Below are 21,353 nucleotides of genomic sequence, written 5' to 3' on the forward strand. Positions count from 1 at the left end.
GTCAGTTGTTTTTGTTGTTTGTCTCTGATTTAGACATCAATTTACCAAGCACGATTACGTAAACATTGAATCATTTTGTATAAAATAAATACTATTTATTACGGATACTGACGATTTCTGACTTTTTCTGACGGCTGGCGCATGGATACTCAATACTTGTCGGGTTTTGCCTAAAAATACGAAAACACGTAGGTTGGGGACCAACGGACAAACTAGCAGATGTGATTGAGTTTTATGAAAATGGCTTGGGATTGAAAAAGCTGTACTCCTTTACAGAGCATGATGGATACGACGGAGTCATGTTTGGATTGCCTGAAGCTCAATATCACCTGGAATTTACAACTCACCAAAGTGGAAGTCCTTGTCTTGCTCCAACAAAAGATAATTTACTGGTACTATATATACCTGAAAAAGAAAAAATCACCCAAATCAAAAACCGTCTTGCCGATTTGGGATATCCCGAAGTAGAGCCAGAAAACCCATATTGGAAAGGTAAAAGTGTAACCATTGAAGATCCTGATGGGTGGCGTATAGTGCTTTTTCATGGGAAGTTTGAAAGCTAGCCACCAAGGTAGCTTTTTATAGCAATCGTTACCCACATACGCAACAATCAATTCAACTAGAAGGAATTCCGGAACATCTGACTCCCGTGGTGAAGAAAAAGCAATAGCGATCGCACTTAGCAGTAATTACCTAACGGCAGGTAGTATATTTTCTATACCTGCTTCTGGGCGTTGTTGTATCCGATTGTTTCTCCTCTGGAATTCGATTATATACGGTTCGCTAAACTGTTTAATTTCTCTTGCTTCTCCAAGCCTGTACTCAATGTCTGCATTCAACAGGCGCACTTGTTGGTTAAGGCGTAGCTTTAATCGAACTTCGGGTTCTGGCTTTTGTTCGCTTGAGATATTTAATCTATAAATTTGTGACTCTTGTTGTTGTGCTAGGGTGGTTGCAGGGGTGAAAATTAAAACCCAAGCTAATAATAATGCTGAGATCTTCATAACATATCACTCTCCTGTAGGAGCTTTCTCCAATTCTTCTTACATAATTGACTTTTTTAAGCTATTTACTCATCCTATATCTTGTCTCTCTGTTTATATTATATACCCACTCTCAACATACCTGTTAAGTATTTCTCTACTCAGTTTAGATACAGTTCTCATTAATGGGGATTGTACGATGGCTGTAAACTCAAATGAACTCTAAATGTCGAAGTCCCTACTTTATGTACTGCTCAATGGGTTGAAATTGTCAGGAGATGGTAGGAGTGGGCTACAAATGTCCCAATGTCTCACTCTGGATGGAAAAGCCATCAGTTAAAGTTAAGTTTTGAAATTATACATTAACGACAAAAAAATCAAAGTTAAGTCTATCTTGACTTTTTAAAGTCCTTAACTTTTCTGTATCGACCGTTAGTCATTACAAGCTTATAAAGAGAAGAGTAAACAGTAAATCCTCAAGAAGGACAAAATAATGCAAGTTGTAACTGAAAACTCTTTTCGTCGTATTAATCAAGGTTAAACACTGTCTGAACCAGCCTTAGTATCTTTTAGCGGACAGCTTTATATGGCTGTGCATGGTATTGATGATGGCTTGTATATTGCTACTTCAGCTAATATATCAAATTGGAGTGAATTTACACGTATCAATCAAGATTCAAGCCCAAACGCTCCTGCTTTAGCTGCTTTCGATGGACAGTTACAAATGGTTGTGCGAGGTACAGATAACCATCTGTATGTAGCTTGCTCAAGCAATGGAGTGAATTGGACTGAATTTACAAGATTTAATTCCAATTTTATTACGACTTCCAGACCTGCGTTAGCAGTACTTCAGGGAAATCTTTACCTAGCAGTACGAGGGAACGATCGCCGCTTGTATTACTCCAATGGATTGAGTGATGGAACTTTAAGAGAAGTAAATGCTACTTTTGTTAGTCCTTCTGCTCCTGCATTAGCAGGTTTTGAATCCCAGTCGGTTGAACCAACTGCTGCACTTTACATTGGTGTACGAGGAACTGATAACGGCTTATATCTAGGACTCATTGGCGTTTAAAGATTTGAATACTTCTTTAAAGAAGTCGGGCATTTATTCGATCTGATAGCTTGTAAATCTATATTATGCGATCGCAGCATGGGAAACTACAGAAAGCTCTCAACGTCAGTTAGCTCAATGATTTAACGTCAGCTTATCAGAGGCAAATGATTATTTTCAATCCTACCGTTACGGCTATTAGCTACGCTCTCAGTAGTACTGCTACAATTGGCTTTAGTACTCAAAGTCCATTCAGTTTAAGCGTGAGTCAAGGGAACAAGAATTTTATTGCCCAAGCAACCCGCGTGACCCCAAACAACAAGTGCAGTCCTGGTAGACCGCGAGACAAGGGCACCTGGCCATTTGCTTGTAACAGTATTTGGAATGTACCCATTGGCTCAAACGCAAAATACGTCGATGCTTATATCGGTTCAAAAGGCGCTGGAGTTGACACCGATTGGTTTGTAGTGACGAAAAAGACTGACCCATTGCAAAATGTCTATATGGTAGGTGGTTGGGACAAGAATCGCTGCACCGGCACTGTACCTCAGGAGCAGGCGCAGTGGCATCCCAAAGCGGGAGAGAAATTGAGGGTTCCTCACGATTTAATCATTCCAGATGCAAGACCGGGTTTCACTCCAAACAACTCCTCAGCATTTTTGAAACCAGATGGCAAAACTTTAGTGTCGTTTAACGTGACGACTCGATGCAAAAAGGGTGGTCCTCTTTACGGCTACTGGTTTGGAGAGCAAGACATTTATGGAGATGGTCTTGGTGGCGGGCATGGTGGCTCGGCAATGTCCAGCATTGGTGGTAGCATTCGTAAAGGCGAGTTGCTAGGCAAAAATCCTATTCGTCACGCACTCAAGCTAGTGATTTGGAGCAAGTGGTTGCACTACAATCGCTCATCACCGACTCCCGGTTATCGCTGGCCAGCCCGTGCTGCTGATAACTACGCACCCGAGCGATACAAAGGTTCTAACCCAGCGCTAGTCATGGGTTCTTTGCTAGCTGTTCCACCTAAGGTCTCAGCAAAAAGCTTGGGACTAACCACCAAAGCAGGCAAAAAGATTTTCCAGGCAATGCAAGACTACGGTGCTTACGTCGTTGACGATTCAGGCTGGGACTTCAACTACATCTGCTTGGAAAGGGCAGCTGAGGAAGAATATGAAAAAGTCATGGGGCGTCACTTCAATGACGATAAAAACCTCCAAGCTGACCTTACAAAGATGATTAGTGCCTTAAAAGTTGTGGACAACAACAAACCTAATAACATTGGTGGAGGTGGTACACCCCGCCAACCGTTAGCACCACCCATTGGAAATTAGATAGGTAGACAGTCTAGCGGGTCGTATGTGAACATAATCGAGCTTGTTAAGCCAACTGTGAACCTTCAACAAATAAATCTAAACTCCAGGCCCATAACTTCACGGTAACTTACAATTGCAGGTAACAGACTGTGGTTGTCAAGAGCGTTTCCCGAAAACTTCTTTAATCGCAAGTGGATTGAGATTAAACACCTTACCACTTGTAAACAATTGATATCCCACCGAAAAGGAACCCGTAGCTAACAGAAAGGAAAAAAGAGTCATCGGCACAATAAAGATACCTCCACTAGCGATCGCGATCGCGACTCCTATTGCTATCAATACCCATCCCAGCCTCCGGTTTGAACCTCCGTAAGTTAAGGTTAAGACTCCAAAAATACTAAGTCCAATCAGTGGAGTGTTGTATATAAAACCAGCAGAACCAATAACAAGACTTGAACTTAAAAAGCCAAGCCCAACCAGCATCAGAACAAAACCTATAAGCTGAGTGATAATAGTTACTTGAATTTCTGCGTCTTTATTTGTATTAATAACAGTAGCTGGTAAAGGATGAGGTGGAACTCCAGCGTTACTGGAATTTCCTACTGAGTTGTTAGGAGTTGGAACAGTAGTTTGCTTGTACTGAAAGATAAAGGTAACTTTATTTCCTTGCCCCAGACTGATCCTATCTCCCAAGTTAAGAGGGTAGAAGTTTTGTGGCTGTAACCTGACATTATTGAGGTATGTACCATTAGAACTCCCCATATCTACCAGTTGGTAATCGCTGCCCTGTACCCAAATTTGAACATGAACTCTCGATACAACATCAGCATCTGGTAAACCTGAAACATCAATATTCGGTACAGTCTGACCACCAGGCTTACCGATGTGAACCACAGAAAGATTTGGCGGGAGTGGAAAAGCAGTATCTGTTTGAACGTGAAGCAGTTCTGGTAAATGCGATGCAGTTTGCATAAGTTCTGTAAGTAAAAAACCTTTTCCAAGTTCCTCTGTAGAAAGATAAAAAGAGAATAGTAATCTCCCGGAAAACAACTTAAATTTTTCAACAAGCACTTCCTGTTGGAAAAGCCCCAAGGCTCAAAGCCAGGATTATATAAACAAACCTCCAGCTCACCTATCGCTCACCTCTCGTTCCCAGGCGGAGCCTGGGAATGCCTTAAAAGAGGCTCCGCCTCCAGTACTCAGTAGCCACGCGAGGAAGCAGCCCACCAGTGTGCATTCCCAACATCAATCAGCCTTTAGACAAGCGATTTCAAGTTATTTCCCCATGCGATCGCGATCGACAAACCGAGTCTCAGGGCTAAACCACCACAATTGTCTTGCTGTGGATTCACCTTGATAGCAGTGTGGTTCATCTCCACCGGGTTTGGCATAAGCAGAAGTGCCTTGACAAATATTGCCACTATAGGCTCTATCGTAAGGACAGATACAATTTGGATTCTCTTTAGTACTGCGTTGAGTAGCAAATTTTGGCAGACGAATTCGACGAGGTTCTGCAACAGTGCTATTCACTCTAGTGTCTTGAGCATAGATTGAGGGAAAGATTGGAGCGGAAGTAGATGTTTGTGCTTGTGTAGGTATAACAGCCTTAAGGTAAGAAAATGATAATCCAATTAAGGAAAAAAACAAAGCTGTGGTTAGTAAAGTTCTTTTCATGTCAAGAGTACTATTCGAGATGATTGATATGTTGAATTTTTGGAATTTATTAATAACAGAGTGAGCAATAACAAACTTCAAAATTAGTTATTTACCAACGAAGTCTTTGTTTAGTATCTTTATGCCAGTAAACTGTTAAAATTTGAGGATTAGGAATTCCATTTAGACAAACAACTCGTAGACCGCGTAAGGCATCAGTAAACTGAGAGTAAAATGTATTATGCAAGCTTTTGTCATTGAGAGTAAAAAGTATAGCACCGTGGCGAAATTGCTTTTTCCCATATAACAAAGTGATTTTAATCATTGCCTCATTAATCGATCTTTGCTGCAGGCGGCGCTGCAAGTGACTATCATATTGATGTCGGCTAGCGACTTCTAAGGTACCAACTTTATACTTGTTTTCATCAGCCTCGAATATCAGCGTGAGCCGTTTTTTAGTGTCCATATTGCTTGTTGCATGACTTGATGATTCGAGAATATCCAAGCTGCAATGACCAGTCCAGAGCAGATTCGGTCAGACAAATTAGATACAAGTGAACCAAACTGACCTTTTCATTTAGACTTTAGTGCGAATAAACTATTGAATACCATATACCGAAATAAAGGTAAATAATGATGCAAGTAGAACCAAGTACCGTTCAAGTAAGTCAATCTGGACTGCAAAAACTCAGAGAAGCAAGGGATTCTCAGTGTAGAGATAAAGGCGGAGATTATTTAGAACGCTTGACTAATGAGCGCCTTGCTGGAAAAGCTCACGTATCAGAGAGCACGGTTAAGCGATTTTGCAAAGGAGAGAGAGTCAGGCGCGAAATTGCAAAGGCAATTACCGAAGTTTTAGGTTTGCAATTGTCAGATGTGATTGCTGACGATCTGGATTCTGCCTTTTATGTAGAGCGTCCCCCGATTGAATCTGACTGTTGCAATGCGATTTTGCAACCAGGAGCGCTCATCCGTATTAAAGCACCCGAACTAACGGGCAAAACTTTATTATTGAACAGGATTCTGGAGCACGCAGACAAGCAGAACTATGAAACTGTAACAGTAGATTTTGCGCTATGCGATCGTGAGGTATTTCGCAATATACGCACATTCTCACAGAGGTTTTGTGCGCTTGTTAGTAAAGAGTTGGACTTGCCTAATAAGCTAGCAGATTTTTGGGATGATATTTATGGCTGTAATGATAACATCACAGCTTATTTCGAGGAATATTTACTGGCAGAACGTACTACCCCTGTAGTACTTGCATTAGATAAACTTGATAGGGTCTTTGAGGAACCTGCTATAGCCGAGGATTTTTGTTGCTTGTTACGAGGATGGAATGATTTGGCAAAGCGAAGTCGTTCCAGGGGTGTTAATTGGAAGCAACTCCGGTTGATACTGGTACACTCTACAGAAGTTTATAGCTCACTGGATATCAATCGCTCCCCTCTTGCTAACGTTGGCTTCATCTTTCCTTTACCGGAGTTCACAACTACGCAAGTGCAGAATTTGGCAAAACTTTATCAACTGGATTGGGTAGGAACCCAAGAAGTTGAACAACTGATGGCTATGGTAGGAGGACATCCCTATTTAGTAAGCCAAGCTTTTGATTACCTGAAACGTCAAAAAGTTAATCTCTTGGAATTTTTGCAAATAGCACCTACAGAAGCAGGTCCATTCAGTAGCCATCTTCGAGACCAGTTGTTGCATCTGAAACAAAATTCAGAATTAGTAACAGCTTTGAGTGCAGTAGTAAACACGAGCAAACCTGTAAGGCTAGAATCCACTCAAGCCTTTAAATTACAGAGTATGGGGCTAGTACAATTGCAAGGCAATGATTGTACTTCCAAATGTAATTTATATACTCAATACTTTTTGGAGCGGCTTCCAAAAAGCTAAGAAAAAATTGCTTTATCAGTAATTTAGCACAGCTTTAAATTCCGTTGAAAAATCTTTTACAAATATGATTTCTGAATATTTCTTTTCTGCAACTTTGCCAGAAGATGCCTCTACCTATGTTACTAGGCAGGCAGATAGCGAACTTTTTGAGGCACTAAAAGCTGGAAAGTTTTCTTATGTGTTGAACTCCCGACAGACGGGAAAATCTAGCTTGCGAGTTCAAGTGATGCGTCGCCTAGAAAAAGAAGGATTTAAATGTGCTGCCATTGATCTTTCCATAGGTGGTAGCCAACAGGTAACTTCTGAGCAATGGTATGCTGGTATACTCCGCAGTCTGAAGGTGGAGCTTGAGTTGAATATCAATTTAGTAAGCTGGTGGCGAGAACGCGAATGGCTCTCTCCATTGGAGCGATTTAGAGAATTTATTGAATCGATACTTTTGGTGCAGAAGACTGAAAACATAGCGATCTTTATTGATGAAATTGATAGCGTTCTCAGCTTAGATTTTCCCAGTGATGATTTTTTTGCATTTATCCGTGCTTGTTATAATCAGCGAGTTGACAATGCCGAATACAAACGCCTCACCTTTTGTCTGCTAGGGGTAGCAACACCATCAGATTTGATTGCTGATAAACAGCGAACACCATTTAACATTGGACAAGCAATTGAGTTGAAGGGCTTTACGCTAGAAGAAGCTAAACCGTATTTAATTCAAGGATTAACACATAAGGTAGAAAATCCCGAATGGGTTTTAACACAAGTACTTGAGTGGACGCTAGGACAACCATTTCTGACACAAAAATTATGCTATTTTGTTGTTACAAAAGCAGAAAGTAGAAAGCCTAATATTGAGGGACTAGTTCGTAAGTACATTATTGATAATTGGGAATCTCAGGATAATCCTCAGCATTTGAAGACAATCCGCGATCGCATTTTGAGTAACGAGCAACGTGCTGTAAAAATGCTAGGAATTTATCAAAAAATTTTGCTACAAGGACATATTACAGCTGATAACAGTCCTGAACAAACACAACTGCTTTTATCGGGATTAATCGTTAAACAGCATGGTAAGCTAAAAGTTTATAATCGTATTTATGAATCTGTTTTTAATGATATTTGGCTGCAAGAGGCACTAGCAGATTTGCGACCTTATAGTGACATGATAACAGCTTGGTTAAATTCTTCTTGCCAAGATGAATCACGGTTATTGCGAGGACAGGCATTGCAAGAAGCAAAAGCTTGGGCATTTGGTAAAAGTTTGAGCGAGCAAGATTATAATTTTTTCTCAGCTTCTGAAGCATTGGAAAAGCGAGAAATACAAATAGCTTTTAAGGAAAAAGAAGAAGAAGCTCAGATATTAGCTCAAGCTAATCAGACTTTGACTGACGCTCAGGACAAAGCTAAGCAAACAATTCAGATTGCGATCATTATACTAACAGGAACTATATTTGTTGCAGTAACAGCACTGTTAGCGGCATTCAATTCTGAAAGGGTGCTCCAAGAAAATCGTGCTGTTAGCAGAATACAAAGGGAAGCAGCTCGTGCCAGGGACCAGTTTTCGTGGTCGTCTAAACGCGAGAACACAGAAGCTCTACTGTCAGCTATGCGTGCTGGGCAAAGCTTGCAAGCATTGGTTAAAGACAGCCGCTCTCTCCAGGAATATCCAACAACCACTCCTCTATTGGTTTTGCAGGACACACTATCTGGTATCAACCAAATGCACCAGTTCAACATTGTCCATGATATAAGTTTTAGTGCTAATGGGCAGCGCCTAGCGACCGCACATAGAGACGGCACAGCGAAAATCTGGGATTTGTCAGGTAAGCAGTTGGCTGTATTGAAAGGTCATCAGGGCGGAGTCTATAGTGTAAATTTTAGCTCAGATGGGCAGCGTATAACTACAGTAGGAGGAGACAACACAGCACGAGTTTGGGATGTGTCAGGAAAGCAATTGTTTAAAATTAATTGGAAGCAGTACAGTAATGATATCGATCGGGTCAAGTTTAGCCCAGATGGGCAGCGCCTCATAGGCATTGAAGACGACAAAATCGTTCGAGTCTGGAACCTCCAGGGAAAGCAATTGGCTCAATGGAAAGTAGAACCGAACGGAATCTATAACCTAAGCTTTAGCCCAAATGGGCAACTACTTACCATCTTAGGACAAGATGACAATACAATTAGACTTTGGGATTTGTCAGGAAAGCAGTTAGCTCAATGGACATTGGGGCTAGGCGCTGCCTCAAGAGTTGATTTTAGCTCCAATGGGCAGCGACTTATTACATTTGATACTTGGCGAGACACGATTGCAGTTTGGGATCTATCTGGAAACCTAATAGCTCAAGGGAAAGTAGAGCTAAGTGGTTCTGACCCCAATTTTACTCCGGATGGGCAGAGCTATGCTACGGTCTCTGCAGACGGCGACATGGTTCAACTCTTGGATTTGTCAGGAAAGCTATTGGCTGAAATTAAAGGTCAACCTTATGAATTTAGAACAGTAACTTTTAGCCCGGATGGAAAACTGCTTGCTACAGGTGGTACTAAGGGTGCTGTGAGCATCTGGGATTTATCAGGAAAGCGGGTAGCTGAAATTATTAAAGATAAGCCGCAACCCTTTGATAGCGTTTTATTTAAAACCTCTACAACTGGGTTCAACGGCTTTAGCTGGAAAGGACAGCTCATTGCTACTGTAGAAAATGATACTACAGTTATGCTTTGGAACTCTTCAGGACAGCTGTTAACTAAATTTAGGAGCGATCGAGGCAAGATTAACCAAGTAAGCTTAAGTTCTGATGGGCTACACCTTGCTACTGTAGCAACAGTCAAAGGGTCTATCAATTTGACTGTAGAGGGCATAGACTCACCTGTCGCAGAGAGTAAAACACCAGACAGTGAAAGTGTAGTACAGATCTGGAATCTCTCAGGAAAACTTCTAGCTCAATTTAAAGGTCATCAAGGTAATGTCTTGAGTGTAAGGTTCAGTCCGAATGGGCAGCGAATTGCTACAAAAGGAGAAGATGGCACAGCACGAGTCTGGGATTTATCAGGACACCAACTGGCAGAGATCGAGCTTGAAGGCAAGGTCAACGACGTAAGTTTTAGTTCGGATGAGCGACACCTTATTACTGTCACAAAGGAAGGCAAAGTTCGACTCTGGGAATTGTCAGGAAAACAGTTAGCTGAATGGAAAGTCGCTCAAGACCACATTAACTACGTGAGTTTCAGCACCTATGGGCAACGCTTAGCCACAGCAAAAGATGATGGAACAGTCCGCATCTGGGATTTATCAGGACGGAAACTTGCTGAACTAAAAGGCGATCGAGGCAACATTACAAACGTACAATTTAGTCTTGATGGACAGAGGATTGCTACTTTAGAATCTGATGAAGCTAGTATCTGGGACTTATCAGGGCGACAGATAGGTATATTTTCAAACTTTAGAGGTTTTAGCCCTGATGGGCAGTACGTTGCCACTCAAGAATCCGATACTGTCAAACTACAGCGTATCAGAGGGTTAGATGATTTACTGGCTGAGGGTTGCGACTTGCTTCAAGATTACTTTGTCACTCATCCCAAAGCGTTAGAAGAACTTTACGTATGCCAAAAGAAGTAAGGATTTTCTATACACTCTTTGTAGTTTATAAAAAATCCTTGTTTAATCGTCATCCTCTACAAATAAAGATTCTAAATCTCTGTAAGCACTGACTACACGTAAAATTTCAATTCCGCTATCTCTAACTCGGTAAAGAATGATGTAACCATTTAAAGGTACACCCCTTAAATAATCCTTAATATCAGCATAGCTGCGTCCTATGTTAGGGAAGTTCGCAAGATTTCTGCATTTTTTATTAAACTCATTAACAAAATGCTCTCCAGCATCAATACTACGACTCGTAAAATAATCAATAATTTCCTCTAAATCTTGATTTGCTTTTGGAGAGATAATATGTTGTTTCATCCTTGGTTCTCTCTAGCTTTACGCAGTTTCTCCCGCAGTCGCTCAACTACAACTTCCCCGTCAATGCCTTCACCTCTATCTAACTGTTCAGCAGCCACTTCTACTTTTTGACGAGTTTCTTCAACCCAATTTTGATAGCCTTTTTCCCACTCTCCTAATAGTTTCAGTGCTTTACTAATAACTGCTTCCGGATTTTTATATTTCCCTCTGGCAATTTGTATTTGAATAAATTGCTCTTCTTCTGGCTTGAGTTGGATGTTCATAACTTTTCTTTGTTCTAAATTCGCTCTTGTGCCTATATTATGACGTTTTTGCTCTCGCTTCCTTAATAGCTTATCCTAATGGAAGGAGTGACCATATAATCTTTGCCATTCTGCGCTTTTCTCTTTTTCTAATTCTTCCATTGTTTTGATAAAATCTTCCCTACCTTCCCAATCTGTTTCAAAAAAATCTTTGAGTTTCCGCACTCTTTTTTCATCACCGTTCGAGTGAGCTTGATGAATTTCAAGCATGACTTCTGTTCCATCAGGAAGATTGATATCTTGTAAGAGTTCAATGGTTTGACCGCGTTTTATTCCTCTAACTTTCATTGACTAAGCTCCTTCTATAATCGCTCATTATTGTTCATCTAGCATAAAAGGTAAGCATCTCACTTGCCTTTTCTACTTAGATTAGTTCGCGATGATACTACGCGCTCCTTGATTCTGCTACCAGCAAGCCGGACATATCTAACAATCGCTCACTCCAAGTTGCTGCGGTTGTAACGACAACAGTAACCTCACTGGGTGCGGAAGCGATAATCTCCCATCGCTCCCGCCAATCTTCAAGTAATTGTTTCAGCTGTGTTAATTCAACTATGTCATTTTCTCGTTGTAATAAGGACACATATAACAAACTTTCATCCAAAATTACTGGGACAACTTCTCGAAAGGAATCTTCAATAAGGCACCAAGCTTTTATACGTGCTAAACAAGCTGCGAGTTCACCCAATTCTCGAGTATAGGTTAGTTTCAAAAATCCTGCTTCGATTGCAATCCAGTTGGGCATTAAGTTCCTCCTAACAACCTCGTGGTGATTTCTGTAATTTTAGCTCTTAGCTCTGGGGATTGTACTTCCGTGGTACGGTTGTTTTGACTTTCCTAGTCTACTGAAGTACGAATTTATCCGCGTCCATCCGCTACTGGCTGCGGTTAATTCAATATCCTGTACCTCACTAAAGTGGGAATTGCTATAATGTTTGTTCATCAATTTCATGCAGTTTAACTGCTTTTGTTTGATTAACTTTGCCGACAAAAGTGGCTAACAAAAAAAGAATATCACAGGGTATTTGGATCGATTCCGCGTTGCTGTAATTTAGTTAAAAGCTCTTGAAGTTGTTCTTCTGGTGTAGGGTATCGATTACCATTTTGGTCATACCAGTATAACCATTCCCGTGTAAGTCCCTGATAGGTTCCTTGTTCGCGTCCAATACCTAATCCCACTTCAGGCATCCAGACTATATCCTCTGGTTGCAAAACATATTTCCCCTCGACTAAACGATAAACTTCTAAACGTTTGCGCTTGCGGCGTAAGCGTGTTGGAGCATAAATTGCATAGTATAAAATTCCCAATTGGGCATAATCTGTTTTTTTCTGTTCGTATTCTCCGTTATATGTTTTAGAAACCACTTCTAAAGCCAAAATGGGAACAATTCCATCTTCCTCCCAAAGCACATAGCTCGGTCTGCCATTTTCACCAACAAAACGTTCTACTCCCAAGCTAAGAAAGCCGTCAGGAACAATCGCAGAATAAGTCGAATCGTAGTAAATTCCCATATTTATACCAAAAAACCAGTCATCGCGCTCTTGCCAACATAGAGACAAAATAGCGAGTAACAAATTGGGAATTAAAATTTGGAGTTCGTTATCCACAGGAGTGTCATCAGAATCTGGTAATTCTGCAGATGTTGGTAGACAGTCTAACGGGTTGTATTTGAACATAATCGAGCTTGGTAAGTCAACTGTGAACCGTCAGCAAATAAATCTAGACTCATTTGCCTATAACTTCACGGTAACTCAAATTGCACTTAAGAGACTTTGGCTGTCAAGATCGTTTCCCAAATACTTCTTTAATCGCAAGGGGATTGAGATTAAACACCTTACCACTTGTCAACAATTGATATCCAACCGAAAAGCAACCCCTAGCTAACAGGAAGGAAAAAAGAGTCATTGGTATAATAATGATACCTCCAAAGCGCGATCCCGTCTGATGGTAAGCTAGCTGTTTCAACTTCAAAGAATATTCTAAAAGTTTGGGATTTAGAAGTGGGGAAGCAACTTAAAACACTGTCGGGGCATACTGACTGTGTAACAGCCGTAACTATAGTACTTTTCCTAAGGCTCGAAGGGGTTCAAAGCCGGATTAACGAGATTGGGTAAGGAAATGATGCGATCGCTCTTTATACGTTTAAGGGCAAACCTATGCCCGACGTTCGAGCCTTTCAGCGATCCACACCTTAATGATGCTTTGCCGGGTAACGCCAAGCCGCCGTGCTTCATGGTCAAGAGCTTCAATCATCCATACGGGGAAATCGACATTGACCCGTTTTTGCTCATGACCGGGACGCCGCGCTTGGGACGTGTCCAAGAACTCGGTCACGTCCTCTCCCGCATCGAACCGTTGGTCAAATTCATCTGCCTTCATACAGTGCCACCTCTTCTTTTCGTGCTCGCCTTACGGAGATGATTCGCACCCGCCCTTCTCGGTAGGTGATGACTAAAGTAGGATACCTGCCGCAGTAATCGATATCAAGAAGCAAATGATAGCTACAGTTCCAAAAACCTTTGCCAAATCTGGAATTGTGCCTCGATTTGATTGAAAGAGTGTGCCGATGATTGCGATAGTTCCTGTCTCAATCGTAACAAGCCACTTTGCCCAATCGCTAATAAGTTTTAACGCTTCAAAGGATCTAGATTCGTCACGCATATTAAGCATCTCCTTGAAAGTTTAGAGAATTGGCTGAGAAAGGGCTACGCTAGATTGCAGTAGCAGGACGGGAAACACGTTAACTAATATAGCAATACTAGCACGTATTTTTACTTATAACTAAGTAGATAATTGTAGCACTCATAGGAAGTACGATCCCGTAGTTACAGTGAGTTTTCAAACTCCAACTAAAAAGGAAAGCAATTTTTTTGGAAAAAAAATGACAAAGGTTTGCGAGAGTACCAGCGATGCAGCTCCTTAAATGGGTTTCCCTCGTGTTCGTAATATACCTGCTTGTTTAATGTTTGCACAAGCATCATTTTCTCGATAAAGACAGGGGACTGTTTGGGGGTTGGTTGAGTATTTATGGTATGATAATAAGTAATACTATTAATGTTATTATAACTCCAGATAATTTCCACCCGTTTAAAATCCTGTAGCTAAAACTAAAATCACTCATGTCTAACTCAGTGCAAAAGCGGCGAGTTTCGATTACCGTTGACTCGCACTTACTAGATGAAGTTGACAAACTGACAGATAACCGCTCTGCTGCTTTTGAAGAAGCACTGCGTCTTTGGTATGCTAAACAAATTGAAGACAAATTGCGAAGATTTTACCAATCTCGCACTCAAGCTGATATTGAATTTGAGGAAGAATGGACAACTGACACCCAAGATGGAGCGATCGCCAGTTGGGATGAATAGAAATGAACACTACAGGTAACTTCCCACGTCAACGCGAGATTTATTTATGTAGAGCTTTGCGGCAATCGGGCGACACTAAAAAACGTCCTGTGGTCGTTGTTTCCTTGGATATTCGTAACGAATATAGTTCAACCGTTTTAGTTGTTCCATTTTCCTCTGATACTCAAAGCGCCGTCGATCATCCCAACCGTGTTTTGATTCCGGCTGGTGAGGGTGGATTAGAACTAGCTTCTGTTGCTATGTGTGAAGTTATTACCAATGTGGAAAAACGCTATCTAGAAAGAGGTCCTTATGGTCAAATTAGTTCTGAATCTCTAGCTCGAATTCAACGGGCAATTCAGGCAGCAATTGGTGTGTTTTAAAATGCTACAACGACAAGAAATAAGATTGGCGATCGCATCTGTGCTCTAGGTTGAACTTCACAGAAGGCGTTCTTCTTCTCTTTCTTCTGGAGAGATAACAGGAGTTCCTAGTTCGGATGTGGGTGTAAACTCTGGTGTATCTGGTTCCGATTGGTTGAGAGGTCGATTGTCAAATTCTGTTTGAATATTCCAAGTTGGTTTTGAGGCTGGGGCGTAACGTAACAGCTTTTTCTGTACCGCTTCTGGAACTTCAAATATTCGCACATTAGGCGCTAAGTTGTACCAAAGTTGCTCAAATCTCACAACTTCTTCATTGACTCTGTCGAGTTCTCGTCCACCTTCCCAAGAACAATAAACGTGGAAAGATTCTACATTTCTTTCCCAACCGCCAATAGATTCATTATTGGAACCGTTAAAAGCTAGGCGATCGCCACTATTATCAGTAAAAATTACCACTTTTTCATGAAATATATGCTGTGGATCTAGTTGTTCTTCGCTGACTTCTGGAGTCCTATTTTCTTTTAAGGGAATAGCAATTTTAATATCTAAATATTGATTTTGAATCAACCAGCTTATAATTTCAAAATGTTTGAGTTGAACTAAGTTTTCCGGTGGTGTTAATTCAGCATCAAGACGAGTTAATAAAGCATCTCTCAGTGCATATCCTTGTTGAATAGCTTGTAAATCTTCAGCAGTAAACTGACATCCCATAATTAACCGCATTCGCCCTTGATTGTGCAGCATTGCACCCAAACCACGAGCGACTTTACTCAGAATAGCACTGCTGAAAAAGCCAGATTTGCGATCGTATTGAACGGCGGACTCTAGCGCTGGTATATAGAAGTCAGCAATGGTATTGTGAGTATTGCTAGAATAGCTAATTTTCCAAGGATGTTCGCGAAGTTTTTTCAATGACTATAGCCAGTTTTCTAATTGTAAGTTAGGTATATTTTCAAAATCTTTAATATTGTTGGTGACGAGAATATCTTGACGGGAACGAGCAACAGACGCAATTAATGCATCAATTTCTCCTGTTGGTTTACCAATCTGTCTCAATTCACTCTGAATTTTGCCAAATTCTATAGCAGCATTCAAATCAAATGGCTCAACAGGTAATAACTCGGACAGTTCTACAAGACTTTTTCGGTTTTTTTCAATCTGTTGAGAACAGTAAATTCCCTTATAAAGCTCTGAAAGGACGATTGTAGAGAGATAGCATTGACTGAAAAAGCGATTGAATGTGGAGACCACTTTTGGATTCTCATTCAGCAGTGCAATGCATATATTAGTATCTAGCAAGTACATTAGCTATTATCCTGAGTATCAATTGAGTCTATGACTCTTCCTCTATAAGCGTGACGTTCTTTGTCTATTTCAGCAAAAATGTCTATTAACTCAGGCTGATCTTTCCAAACTCCAAATAATTTATTGAGTCTTACTAATCTCTCCTCGTCTGTCAAGGTTTTTTGAGTTTCACTATGTTCAATAGGAGGTTCTAAATCAATAGCAATTTCTACTCCATCTGGGATATTCTCAACTATTTCTAAAAGTTCAATAATTTGACCCCGTTTGATTCCTTTAACTTTCATTGACTAAGCTCCTTCTGTAATGGATAGTTATTATTTATCAAGTCTACCTTAAGAATCGACAACTGACACCCAAGATTCAGCAATTTTGTGTATAAGGAGTCCAGTCAGCACCCCGTAAATTACGTCGCTCCTTCTGTTAATGGTTGACGGTTGACTGGAATTTTTAGTTTCAGTCATCCATAACCTGTGAACTGTCAGCAAATAAATCTAAACTCATTTGCCCATAACTTAACGGTAACTCAGATTGCACGTAAGAAACTTTGGCTTTGATTTCATCCATCGCTAGCCACAAATCTAATAACGCTTTTTCTTCAGGAATGCGCTTCTTTTCATCCCCAATCCGGGGAATGACTTTCAATGCCACCTCAAACGTCCGCATAAATAAATCATTGCTGACTAAATGACAACGGTTTGCGCGAGTACCAACGATGCAACCCTTTAAATGGGTTTCCCCCGTGTTCGTAGTATACCTGCTCGTTCAACAGTTGCACGGGCATCATTTTTTCGATAAAAACAACGGGATGTTTGGGAGTTGGGTTGGGCATAGATTGTTTGTAATACTACAGCTTCCTTTAGGTATTATGGATTGAGATAGCTAGAAATGCCATTTTCGTAAGGCAACGCTGAGCGATCGCGCTTTGCTTAGCGCGATGTGACTTGAACAAGTTTTTGGACACTTTAGAACAAGAAAACAGGGCGCAACACCTACGCGGATATTTTCTCAGATGTCGCTTGATTCATTATCTGCGCTGACAGAGAATCACCCGCGACGCGAGAGATTGTTTTCCAGTCCTCAACAGTCAGCATTACCCCAATTAACTCCCGTAACACCTCATGATTGGGGATAAACTCCTCACCAAAAAGCTCCGAGTTCTCCAAAACAGCATTGATTTTTGAACGTACCAACGGGTTAGGGGATTTTAATTTATCTAATAAAAGCGATCGCGCAGTTTCTGTAGCTGATTTTCGCGCAGTTCCTAAATCCCACTCGGTCAACATCAAGCGTATTTCTCGGTTTAAGGAAATGCGTAACGTAGTTAAGCGACCAAATAGTTCGCTCTTAAGCATCAGTTCCCCAAAAGCATTACCCCAACTCAACCCAGCACCAATATTACCACGCACGAGGTCTTCTGACTCAACGGCTTTTCTTAACCATTCTTCGCTCATTAAATCATCTAGAAGGCTAGGAGGCTGTTGGTTGCTATCTAATTGCTGACTCATAAATTGACCAAGATAATTTTAGATTTTAAATTTTGGATTATGTCTCTTAAGGCGTCCCATCAAACTCCAATTCTTCTCGTTTGACATCAAATATACCTACTGGTTCGGCTGCACTGGGTATACGAGATGAACCTCCTGTACCGTAAATCAGTAGCTTCGCTTGAGTTTCCCTCTCTTCTACATCACCATTACCGTAATCAACTAAGATTTTAAAAGTTGTGGTTTTGGTGATGGTAGTCTCATACTCGTCACTCGGACGAAATTCTCTTGCTATAGAATTTCCATCTTGATAAAGCTGAATGGCTAACGCCCCCGATGCTTTCCACCTAACACGCACTGGTTTAGAAGAATCAGTACTGGGCATAATTTGGGCATTGAGTTCAATTTCTCGTGGTTTTGGCAGTTCCAAAATGCCCCGGCGATAAAGCACCATCCTGTCAGAAAATTCAATGGTGTCAGGTAGGGTAAACTTGCCATCATCAGTTTTAATATAAACCCGTTCTCCTATCTTCATATCCCAGCTTCCCAAGAGCAAACCTTGACGGATAGTATCTCGCAACTTTGACACTTCAACATCTAGGAGTATATTTAAACCGCGATCTTTAGCAAAAGCTTCTCGCAGCGCTTTTGTTGTCCAATGGTCTAAACCAGGTAACCACACTTTCTGCAAGATGTAAGCAGGTGCGTATGCTGGTGCATCTTCAGCACGAATTTTCTGACAATCTCTTAGCGCTTTTAAAATAACATCTTGCTGGTTATTCTTACCCTTCACTTCACTGGAATCTTGTGCTGGAAGTGTGTAGTGCATCAACTCTTTAGGCGCTTTAACTGGGTCATTAGCTGGGTAGAATAAGTGACGGTAGGCATTCGTTAAAGATATTCGTACTTTTAAATCAAAATCTCCTTTCCTCTGTTTGAGTTGTTGCTGCTGACTTTCTGATAAATCTTGCAAGCGGTTGGGAGAATTGAGGATATTTAGGATAGCCCGATATTCCCTCACATTATCGATCGCTCTGTCTAATTCTTGCTTATTAGCGACTAGGAATAACAAGCGATTTCTAAAAATCCGAAACTTTCCTGCTTCACCTGTGTTGTTAAAAATTCGCTCAATTATAGGTGGAGGACCTTCAGTTGTCGTGGAAATTGTTTGTTGCTTCTTGGAAATCAATTAAACATAAAGCGATCGCATCTGCAACATCATCCACATCTGTAGGTGACTCTGGCGCAGCCACAAGCTTAAAGAATTTATCAGCAAAGATAGTATCGCGGCGGTTGCGTAACTCATCCTTGTGGCTGTCCTTGTAAGACCTTCTCCACTGAAGGAAGCACCAGCAGTTATACCTTCTTGTTGCCAGAAATGCCACTTGTCAACAATTGATAAATCTGTCGCCGATAGTTATTCTTGTCCCAATTGTAGTAGTGTCTCGAATATGGGATCGCCAAAAGTCATCAACCGCATTGAAGGTGTTTCATCAAATACGCTTGGATAAAAACAGGACTTACGCAACTGGCACAATTGGTTTAGATGGTGCTTCACCAAATCTGCAATGTTAATCTAAGTATTAATGCTTAAAAATTTCTGAAAAACCGGAAATGTAACAATTTGTAGAAATGTATTTTACAGCAGTTTTCACCTAAATGAACCACACCGTTTATCAGGGTGCAATGCCTTGCGCCCCTACAACTGTGGTTGATTTACCTGAAAATGGCTGTAAAAGACCAACTTTGTTAGTCGTAAATATATTTTTCCTCTCCAAATAGTGAGAAAATAATCAATCTTATTTTAAGTGTTTATAACTTCATATGAAATGAGCGCAAGTTACGACACAGCACAACTCATAGCTGCACTGACCAGACAGGAAGAATTGCTCAAACGCCTCCTAACCGTTTTGGACAACCCCTGCTCGAAATCTTGGACATAAAACGCTGAAAACGGCTTCTGGCAGGGCTTTTACCCTGCTGTATCGTTTGACACTGCTTAGTCTAAACTCCAGGCAATTAGGGTTTCCAGATTAGCGAGATATTCCTCAATGCTTGGTGGGTCTTCTGTTGTGTTGGTCATTTGTTATCCTTGTCCTTTTACTGAGGCGTACTGCTACCACCATTGCGATAAGCTTCGCTTAACGGCTTAAGCCGTATCGCGTAGATATTCCCAAATCCGCCGAATTTCGTTTTGAAAAGTTTGACGGTCCTGTGCTGCTTCGGCTGCTAGGCGATCGGTTCGTTCGCGAAAAGCTTGGCGGTCAATGGCGGCTTGCTGCCTGTCTTGGGCTGCTTGCTCTATCAAATTGTTGATATTGCGGTTGGTCTGTTCGCTTAGATTTCTGAGATTTTCGCTTAATTCCTGGATATTCGCTACCAGTACATCAATGTTGCCGTCATGTTCTAGAACTTTTTCGCCAACGTTGGCAAACAGAGTTTCTAAGCGGCTGAGTCGTTCCTCAGTGGTTGGCGGTTGTCCTGCGTTGGTCATTTGCTTTTGTCCTTAACTTTTTCTTGGCGTGAGGCGATCGCATACTCGACCAGTAACTTAACCATTTGGCTCATAGAGCGTTTTTCGTCTTTGGCGATCGCCTCAATTTCGTCATCAATAGGGTTTCTGCTAGCTTGACAACTAGAATGTAGGTTCCTCTGAAACTTTAACGACCAGTTTTCCCTTTTTATTGCCATCAAACAGTTTTAGAATGGCTGATGGAGCATTTTCCAAGCCTTCGACAATTTCAACAGCATATTTAATTTTACCTTCGTTGAGCCATTGTCCAAGATCTCTTATAGCAGGAGACAATCGCGGATAATAATCGAGGATAATAAACCCTTCCAGACGCACTCGCTTCATTAAAATTTGGCTGAAATTATACGGACCGGGAACAGGCTCTGTTGCATTGTAAGTTGAAATCAAACCGCATACAGGAATACGTGCATACAAATTAACTTTGGTTAAAACAGCATCTAAGATAGAACCGCCAACATTATCGAAATACACATCAATTCCATTAGGACACGATCGCGCAAGCGCTGTTTCCAAATCAGCCGTTTTGTAGTTAATAGCCTCATCAAAACCAAGCTCTTGTGTAAGCCACTGACATTTTTCATTCGAGCTGGTTATACCAACGACTCGGCAGCCCTTAATCTTAGCAATTTGTCCAGCAACGGAACCAACTGCACCTGAAGCTGCTGACACAACCACAGTTTCCCCTGCTTTGGGCTGTCCTATGTCTAAAAGCCCAAAATACGCCGTGTAACCGGTAGCTCCAAGCGGTCCGGTAAATGCAGTGAGTGGAGCAGGTAGAGGGTGGGGTAGTCGTCTGATTCCCAAACCACTGTTTCCAAGAGCAATAGTATAATCCTGCCAGCCAAGCACACCAGTAACCAGATCCCCTTGTTGAAAATTAGGATTTTTAGACTCTTCAACCACACCTGTAACAACTCCGCGCATGACTTGCCCGATTTCTACGGGAGGCATATACTGTGGCATATCGCTCATCCAAATGCGATTAGTAGGATCTAGCGAAAGATATATAGTACGTACTAGCACCTCACCATCACTAGGATTGGGAATTGGTTGTTCAAGGTACTCAAAATCACTTTCCTTGATATTGCCAACAGGACGAACTGCTAAGCGAAACTGTCGATTTATCCCTGTTTTCATGAGTTTATCCTCT

At 41.2% G+C, this 21,353-nt stretch carries 29 protein-coding genes; 7 read left to right on the forward strand and 22 right to left on the reverse strand.

Features of this window, described 5'->3' with window-relative positions:
• Positions 1 to 176 precede the first annotated feature (176 nt).
• The gene (locus tag F7734_RS07500) at positions 177 to 563 is read left to right on the forward strand and encodes a VOC family protein (RefSeq protein ID WP_166481783.1); all 387 of its coding nucleotides are present in this window, start codon (positions 177 to 179) and stop codon (positions 561 to 563) included.
• Between the two features lie 126 nt (positions 564 to 689).
• Here F7734_RS07500 and F7734_RS07505 read toward each other — a convergent pair whose 3' ends face one another.
• Positions 690 to 1,004: a hypothetical protein gene (locus F7734_RS07505; protein WP_155744083.1), complete on the reverse strand. Its 315-nt coding sequence runs from the start codon at positions 1,002 to 1,004 to the stop codon at positions 690 to 692.
• 565 nt (positions 1,005 to 1,569) lie between these two features.
• Between F7734_RS07505 and F7734_RS07510 the strand changes: the two genes are divergently transcribed.
• Together F7734_RS07510 and F7734_RS07515 are read left to right on the forward strand one after the other, a co-directional pair.
• Positions 1,570 to 2,055, forward strand: coding sequence for a hypothetical protein (locus F7734_RS07510; protein ID WP_155744084.1), 486 nt, complete (start codon positions 1,570 to 1,572; stop codon positions 2,053 to 2,055).
• Positions 2,056 to 2,201: 146 nt separating this feature from the next.
• Positions 2,202 to 3,362 carry a hypothetical protein gene (locus tag F7734_RS07515; RefSeq protein WP_155744085.1) on the forward strand — a complete coding sequence of 387 codons (1,161 nt, stop codon included), beginning with the start codon at positions 2,202 to 2,204 and terminating at the stop codon, positions 3,360 to 3,362.
• Positions 3,363 to 3,500: 138 nt separating this feature from the next.
• Here the strand turns inward: F7734_RS07515 and F7734_RS07520 are convergent, their stop codons facing one another.
• From F7734_RS07520 to F7734_RS07530, 3 genes are all read right to left on the reverse strand, one after another.
• Positions 3,501 to 4,316 carry an FHA domain-containing protein gene (locus F7734_RS07520; protein WP_155744086.1) on the reverse strand — a complete coding sequence of 272 codons (816 nt, stop codon included), beginning with the start codon at positions 4,314 to 4,316 and terminating at the stop codon, positions 3,501 to 3,503.
• A gap of 303 nt (positions 4,317 to 4,619) precedes the next feature.
• Positions 4,620 to 5,018: a hypothetical protein gene (locus F7734_RS07525; protein ID WP_155744087.1), complete on the reverse strand. Its 399-nt coding sequence runs from the start codon at positions 5,016 to 5,018 to the stop codon at positions 4,620 to 4,622.
• 91 nt (positions 5,019 to 5,109) lie between these two features.
• Positions 5,110 to 5,463, reverse strand: coding sequence for a DUF4258 domain-containing protein (locus tag F7734_RS07530; RefSeq protein ID WP_155744088.1), 354 nt, complete (start codon positions 5,461 to 5,463; stop codon positions 5,110 to 5,112).
• 167 nt (positions 5,464 to 5,630) lie between these two features.
• Between F7734_RS07530 and F7734_RS07535 the strand changes: the two genes are divergently transcribed.
• Positions 5,631 to 6,896, forward strand: coding sequence for an AAA-like domain-containing protein (locus tag F7734_RS07535; protein WP_155744089.1), 1,266 nt, complete (start codon positions 5,631 to 5,633; stop codon positions 6,894 to 6,896).
• Between the two features lie 64 nt (positions 6,897 to 6,960).
• A complete protein-coding gene (locus tag F7734_RS07540) occupies positions 6,961 to 10,506 on the forward strand; it encodes an AAA-like domain-containing protein (RefSeq protein ID WP_155744090.1) in 3,546 nt (1,181 codons plus the stop codon).
• Positions 10,507 to 10,548: 42 nt separating this feature from the next.
• On the opposite strand, the gene F7734_RS07545 is transcribed toward F7734_RS07540, so the two are convergent.
• From F7734_RS07545 to F7734_RS07580, 7 genes are all read right to left on the reverse strand, one after another.
• Positions 10,549 to 10,851, reverse strand: coding sequence for a type II toxin-antitoxin system RelE/ParE family toxin (locus F7734_RS07545; RefSeq protein WP_155744091.1), 303 nt, complete (start codon positions 10,849 to 10,851; stop codon positions 10,549 to 10,551).
• Positions 10,848 to 11,114, reverse strand: coding sequence for a type II toxin-antitoxin system ParD family antitoxin (locus F7734_RS07550; protein ID WP_155744092.1), 267 nt, complete (start codon positions 11,112 to 11,114; stop codon positions 10,848 to 10,850). Before F7734_RS07550 ends, F7734_RS07545 begins: the two co-directional genes overlap by 4 nt.
• Before the next feature lie 75 nt (positions 11,115 to 11,189).
• Positions 11,190 to 11,441: a hypothetical protein gene (locus F7734_RS07555; RefSeq protein ID WP_155744093.1), complete on the reverse strand. Its 252-nt coding sequence runs from the start codon at positions 11,439 to 11,441 to the stop codon at positions 11,190 to 11,192.
• Positions 11,442 to 11,538: 97 nt separating this feature from the next.
• Positions 11,539 to 11,898: a hypothetical protein gene (locus F7734_RS07560; RefSeq protein WP_155744094.1), complete on the reverse strand. Its 360-nt coding sequence runs from the start codon at positions 11,896 to 11,898 to the stop codon at positions 11,539 to 11,541.
• Between the two features lie 269 nt (positions 11,899 to 12,167).
• Positions 12,168 to 12,830: a Uma2 family endonuclease gene (locus F7734_RS07565; protein WP_155744095.1), complete on the reverse strand. Its 663-nt coding sequence runs from the start codon at positions 12,828 to 12,830 to the stop codon at positions 12,168 to 12,170.
• A 478-nt stretch (positions 12,831 to 13,308) separates the two neighbouring features.
• Positions 13,309 to 13,476 carry a ribbon-helix-helix protein, CopG family gene (locus tag F7734_RS07570; protein ID WP_243146742.1) on the reverse strand — a complete coding sequence of 56 codons (168 nt, stop codon included), beginning with the start codon at positions 13,474 to 13,476 and terminating at the stop codon, positions 13,309 to 13,311.
• Positions 13,477 to 13,605: 129 nt separating this feature from the next.
• Positions 13,606 to 13,815, reverse strand: coding sequence for a hypothetical protein (locus F7734_RS07580; RefSeq protein WP_155744098.1), 210 nt, complete (start codon positions 13,813 to 13,815; stop codon positions 13,606 to 13,608).
• A 458-nt stretch (positions 13,816 to 14,273) separates the two neighbouring features.
• Here F7734_RS07580 and F7734_RS07585 point away from each other — a divergent pair, with 458 nt between their 5' ends.
• Both F7734_RS07585 and F7734_RS07590 read left to right on the forward strand, forming a co-directional pair.
• Positions 14,274 to 14,519 (forward strand): ribbon-helix-helix domain-containing protein, encoded by a 246-nt coding sequence (locus F7734_RS07585; RefSeq protein ID WP_155744099.1) that lies wholly within the window; start codon positions 14,274 to 14,276, stop codon positions 14,517 to 14,519.
• 2 nt (positions 14,520 to 14,521) lie between these two features.
• On the forward strand, positions 14,522 to 14,881 hold the full coding sequence (locus F7734_RS07590; RefSeq protein ID WP_155744100.1) for a type II toxin-antitoxin system PemK/MazF family toxin: 360 nt from the start codon (positions 14,522 to 14,524) through the stop codon (positions 14,879 to 14,881).
• Between the two features lie 57 nt (positions 14,882 to 14,938).
• Here F7734_RS07590 and F7734_RS07595 read toward each other — a convergent pair whose 3' ends face one another.
• The 11 genes from F7734_RS07595 to F7734_RS07640 form a co-directional block, all read right to left on the reverse strand.
• Entirely contained in the window at positions 14,939 to 15,793 is an 855-nt protein-coding gene (locus F7734_RS07595) for a hypothetical protein (RefSeq protein WP_243146743.1), read from the reverse strand.
• 3 nt (positions 15,794 to 15,796) lie between these two features.
• A complete protein-coding gene (locus tag F7734_RS07600) occupies positions 15,797 to 16,186 on the reverse strand; it encodes a type II toxin-antitoxin system VapC family toxin (RefSeq protein ID WP_155744101.1) in 390 nt (129 codons plus the stop codon).
• Positions 16,186 to 16,470: a hypothetical protein gene (locus tag F7734_RS07605; RefSeq protein ID WP_155744102.1), complete on the reverse strand. Its 285-nt coding sequence runs from the start codon at positions 16,468 to 16,470 to the stop codon at positions 16,186 to 16,188. Before F7734_RS07605 ends, F7734_RS07600 begins: the two co-directional genes overlap by 1 nt.
• A gap of 169 nt (positions 16,471 to 16,639) precedes the next feature.
• A complete protein-coding gene (locus F7734_RS07610; protein WP_243146744.1) occupies positions 16,640 to 16,849 on the reverse strand; it encodes a hypothetical protein in 210 nt (69 codons plus the stop codon).
• 7 nt (positions 16,850 to 16,856) lie between these two features.
• Positions 16,857 to 17,015, reverse strand: coding sequence for a hypothetical protein (locus tag F7734_RS07615; protein ID WP_155744103.1), 159 nt, complete (start codon positions 17,013 to 17,015; stop codon positions 16,857 to 16,859).
• 160 nt (positions 17,016 to 17,175) lie between these two features.
• Positions 17,176 to 17,691 (reverse strand): hypothetical protein, encoded by a 516-nt coding sequence (locus F7734_RS07620; protein ID WP_155744104.1) that lies wholly within the window; start codon positions 17,689 to 17,691, stop codon positions 17,176 to 17,178.
• 46 nt (positions 17,692 to 17,737) lie between these two features.
• Positions 17,738 to 18,859: a hypothetical protein gene (locus F7734_RS07625; RefSeq protein ID WP_243146745.1), complete on the reverse strand. Its 1,122-nt coding sequence runs from the start codon at positions 18,857 to 18,859 to the stop codon at positions 17,738 to 17,740.
• On the reverse strand, positions 18,819 to 19,055 hold the full coding sequence (locus F7734_RS63195; RefSeq protein ID WP_243146746.1) for a hypothetical protein: 237 nt from the start codon (positions 19,053 to 19,055) through the stop codon (positions 18,819 to 18,821). The genes F7734_RS07625 and F7734_RS63195 overlap by 41 nt, the downstream gene beginning before the upstream one ends.
• 764 nt (positions 19,056 to 19,819) lie before the next feature.
• Entirely contained in the window at positions 19,820 to 20,164 is a 345-nt protein-coding gene (locus F7734_RS07630) for a hypothetical protein (protein WP_155744105.1), read from the reverse strand.
• Positions 20,161 to 20,361: a hypothetical protein gene (locus F7734_RS07635; protein ID WP_155744106.1), complete on the reverse strand. Its 201-nt coding sequence runs from the start codon at positions 20,359 to 20,361 to the stop codon at positions 20,161 to 20,163. Before F7734_RS07635 ends, F7734_RS07630 begins: the two co-directional genes overlap by 4 nt.
• Positions 20,306 to 21,340: an NADP-dependent oxidoreductase gene (locus F7734_RS07640; RefSeq protein ID WP_155744107.1), complete on the reverse strand. Its 1,035-nt coding sequence runs from the start codon at positions 21,338 to 21,340 to the stop codon at positions 20,306 to 20,308. Before F7734_RS07640 ends, F7734_RS07635 begins: the two co-directional genes overlap by 56 nt.
• Positions 21,341 to 21,353 lie beyond the last annotated feature (13 nt).

It is taken from the genome of Scytonema sp. UIC 10036, from assembly GCF_009725235.1.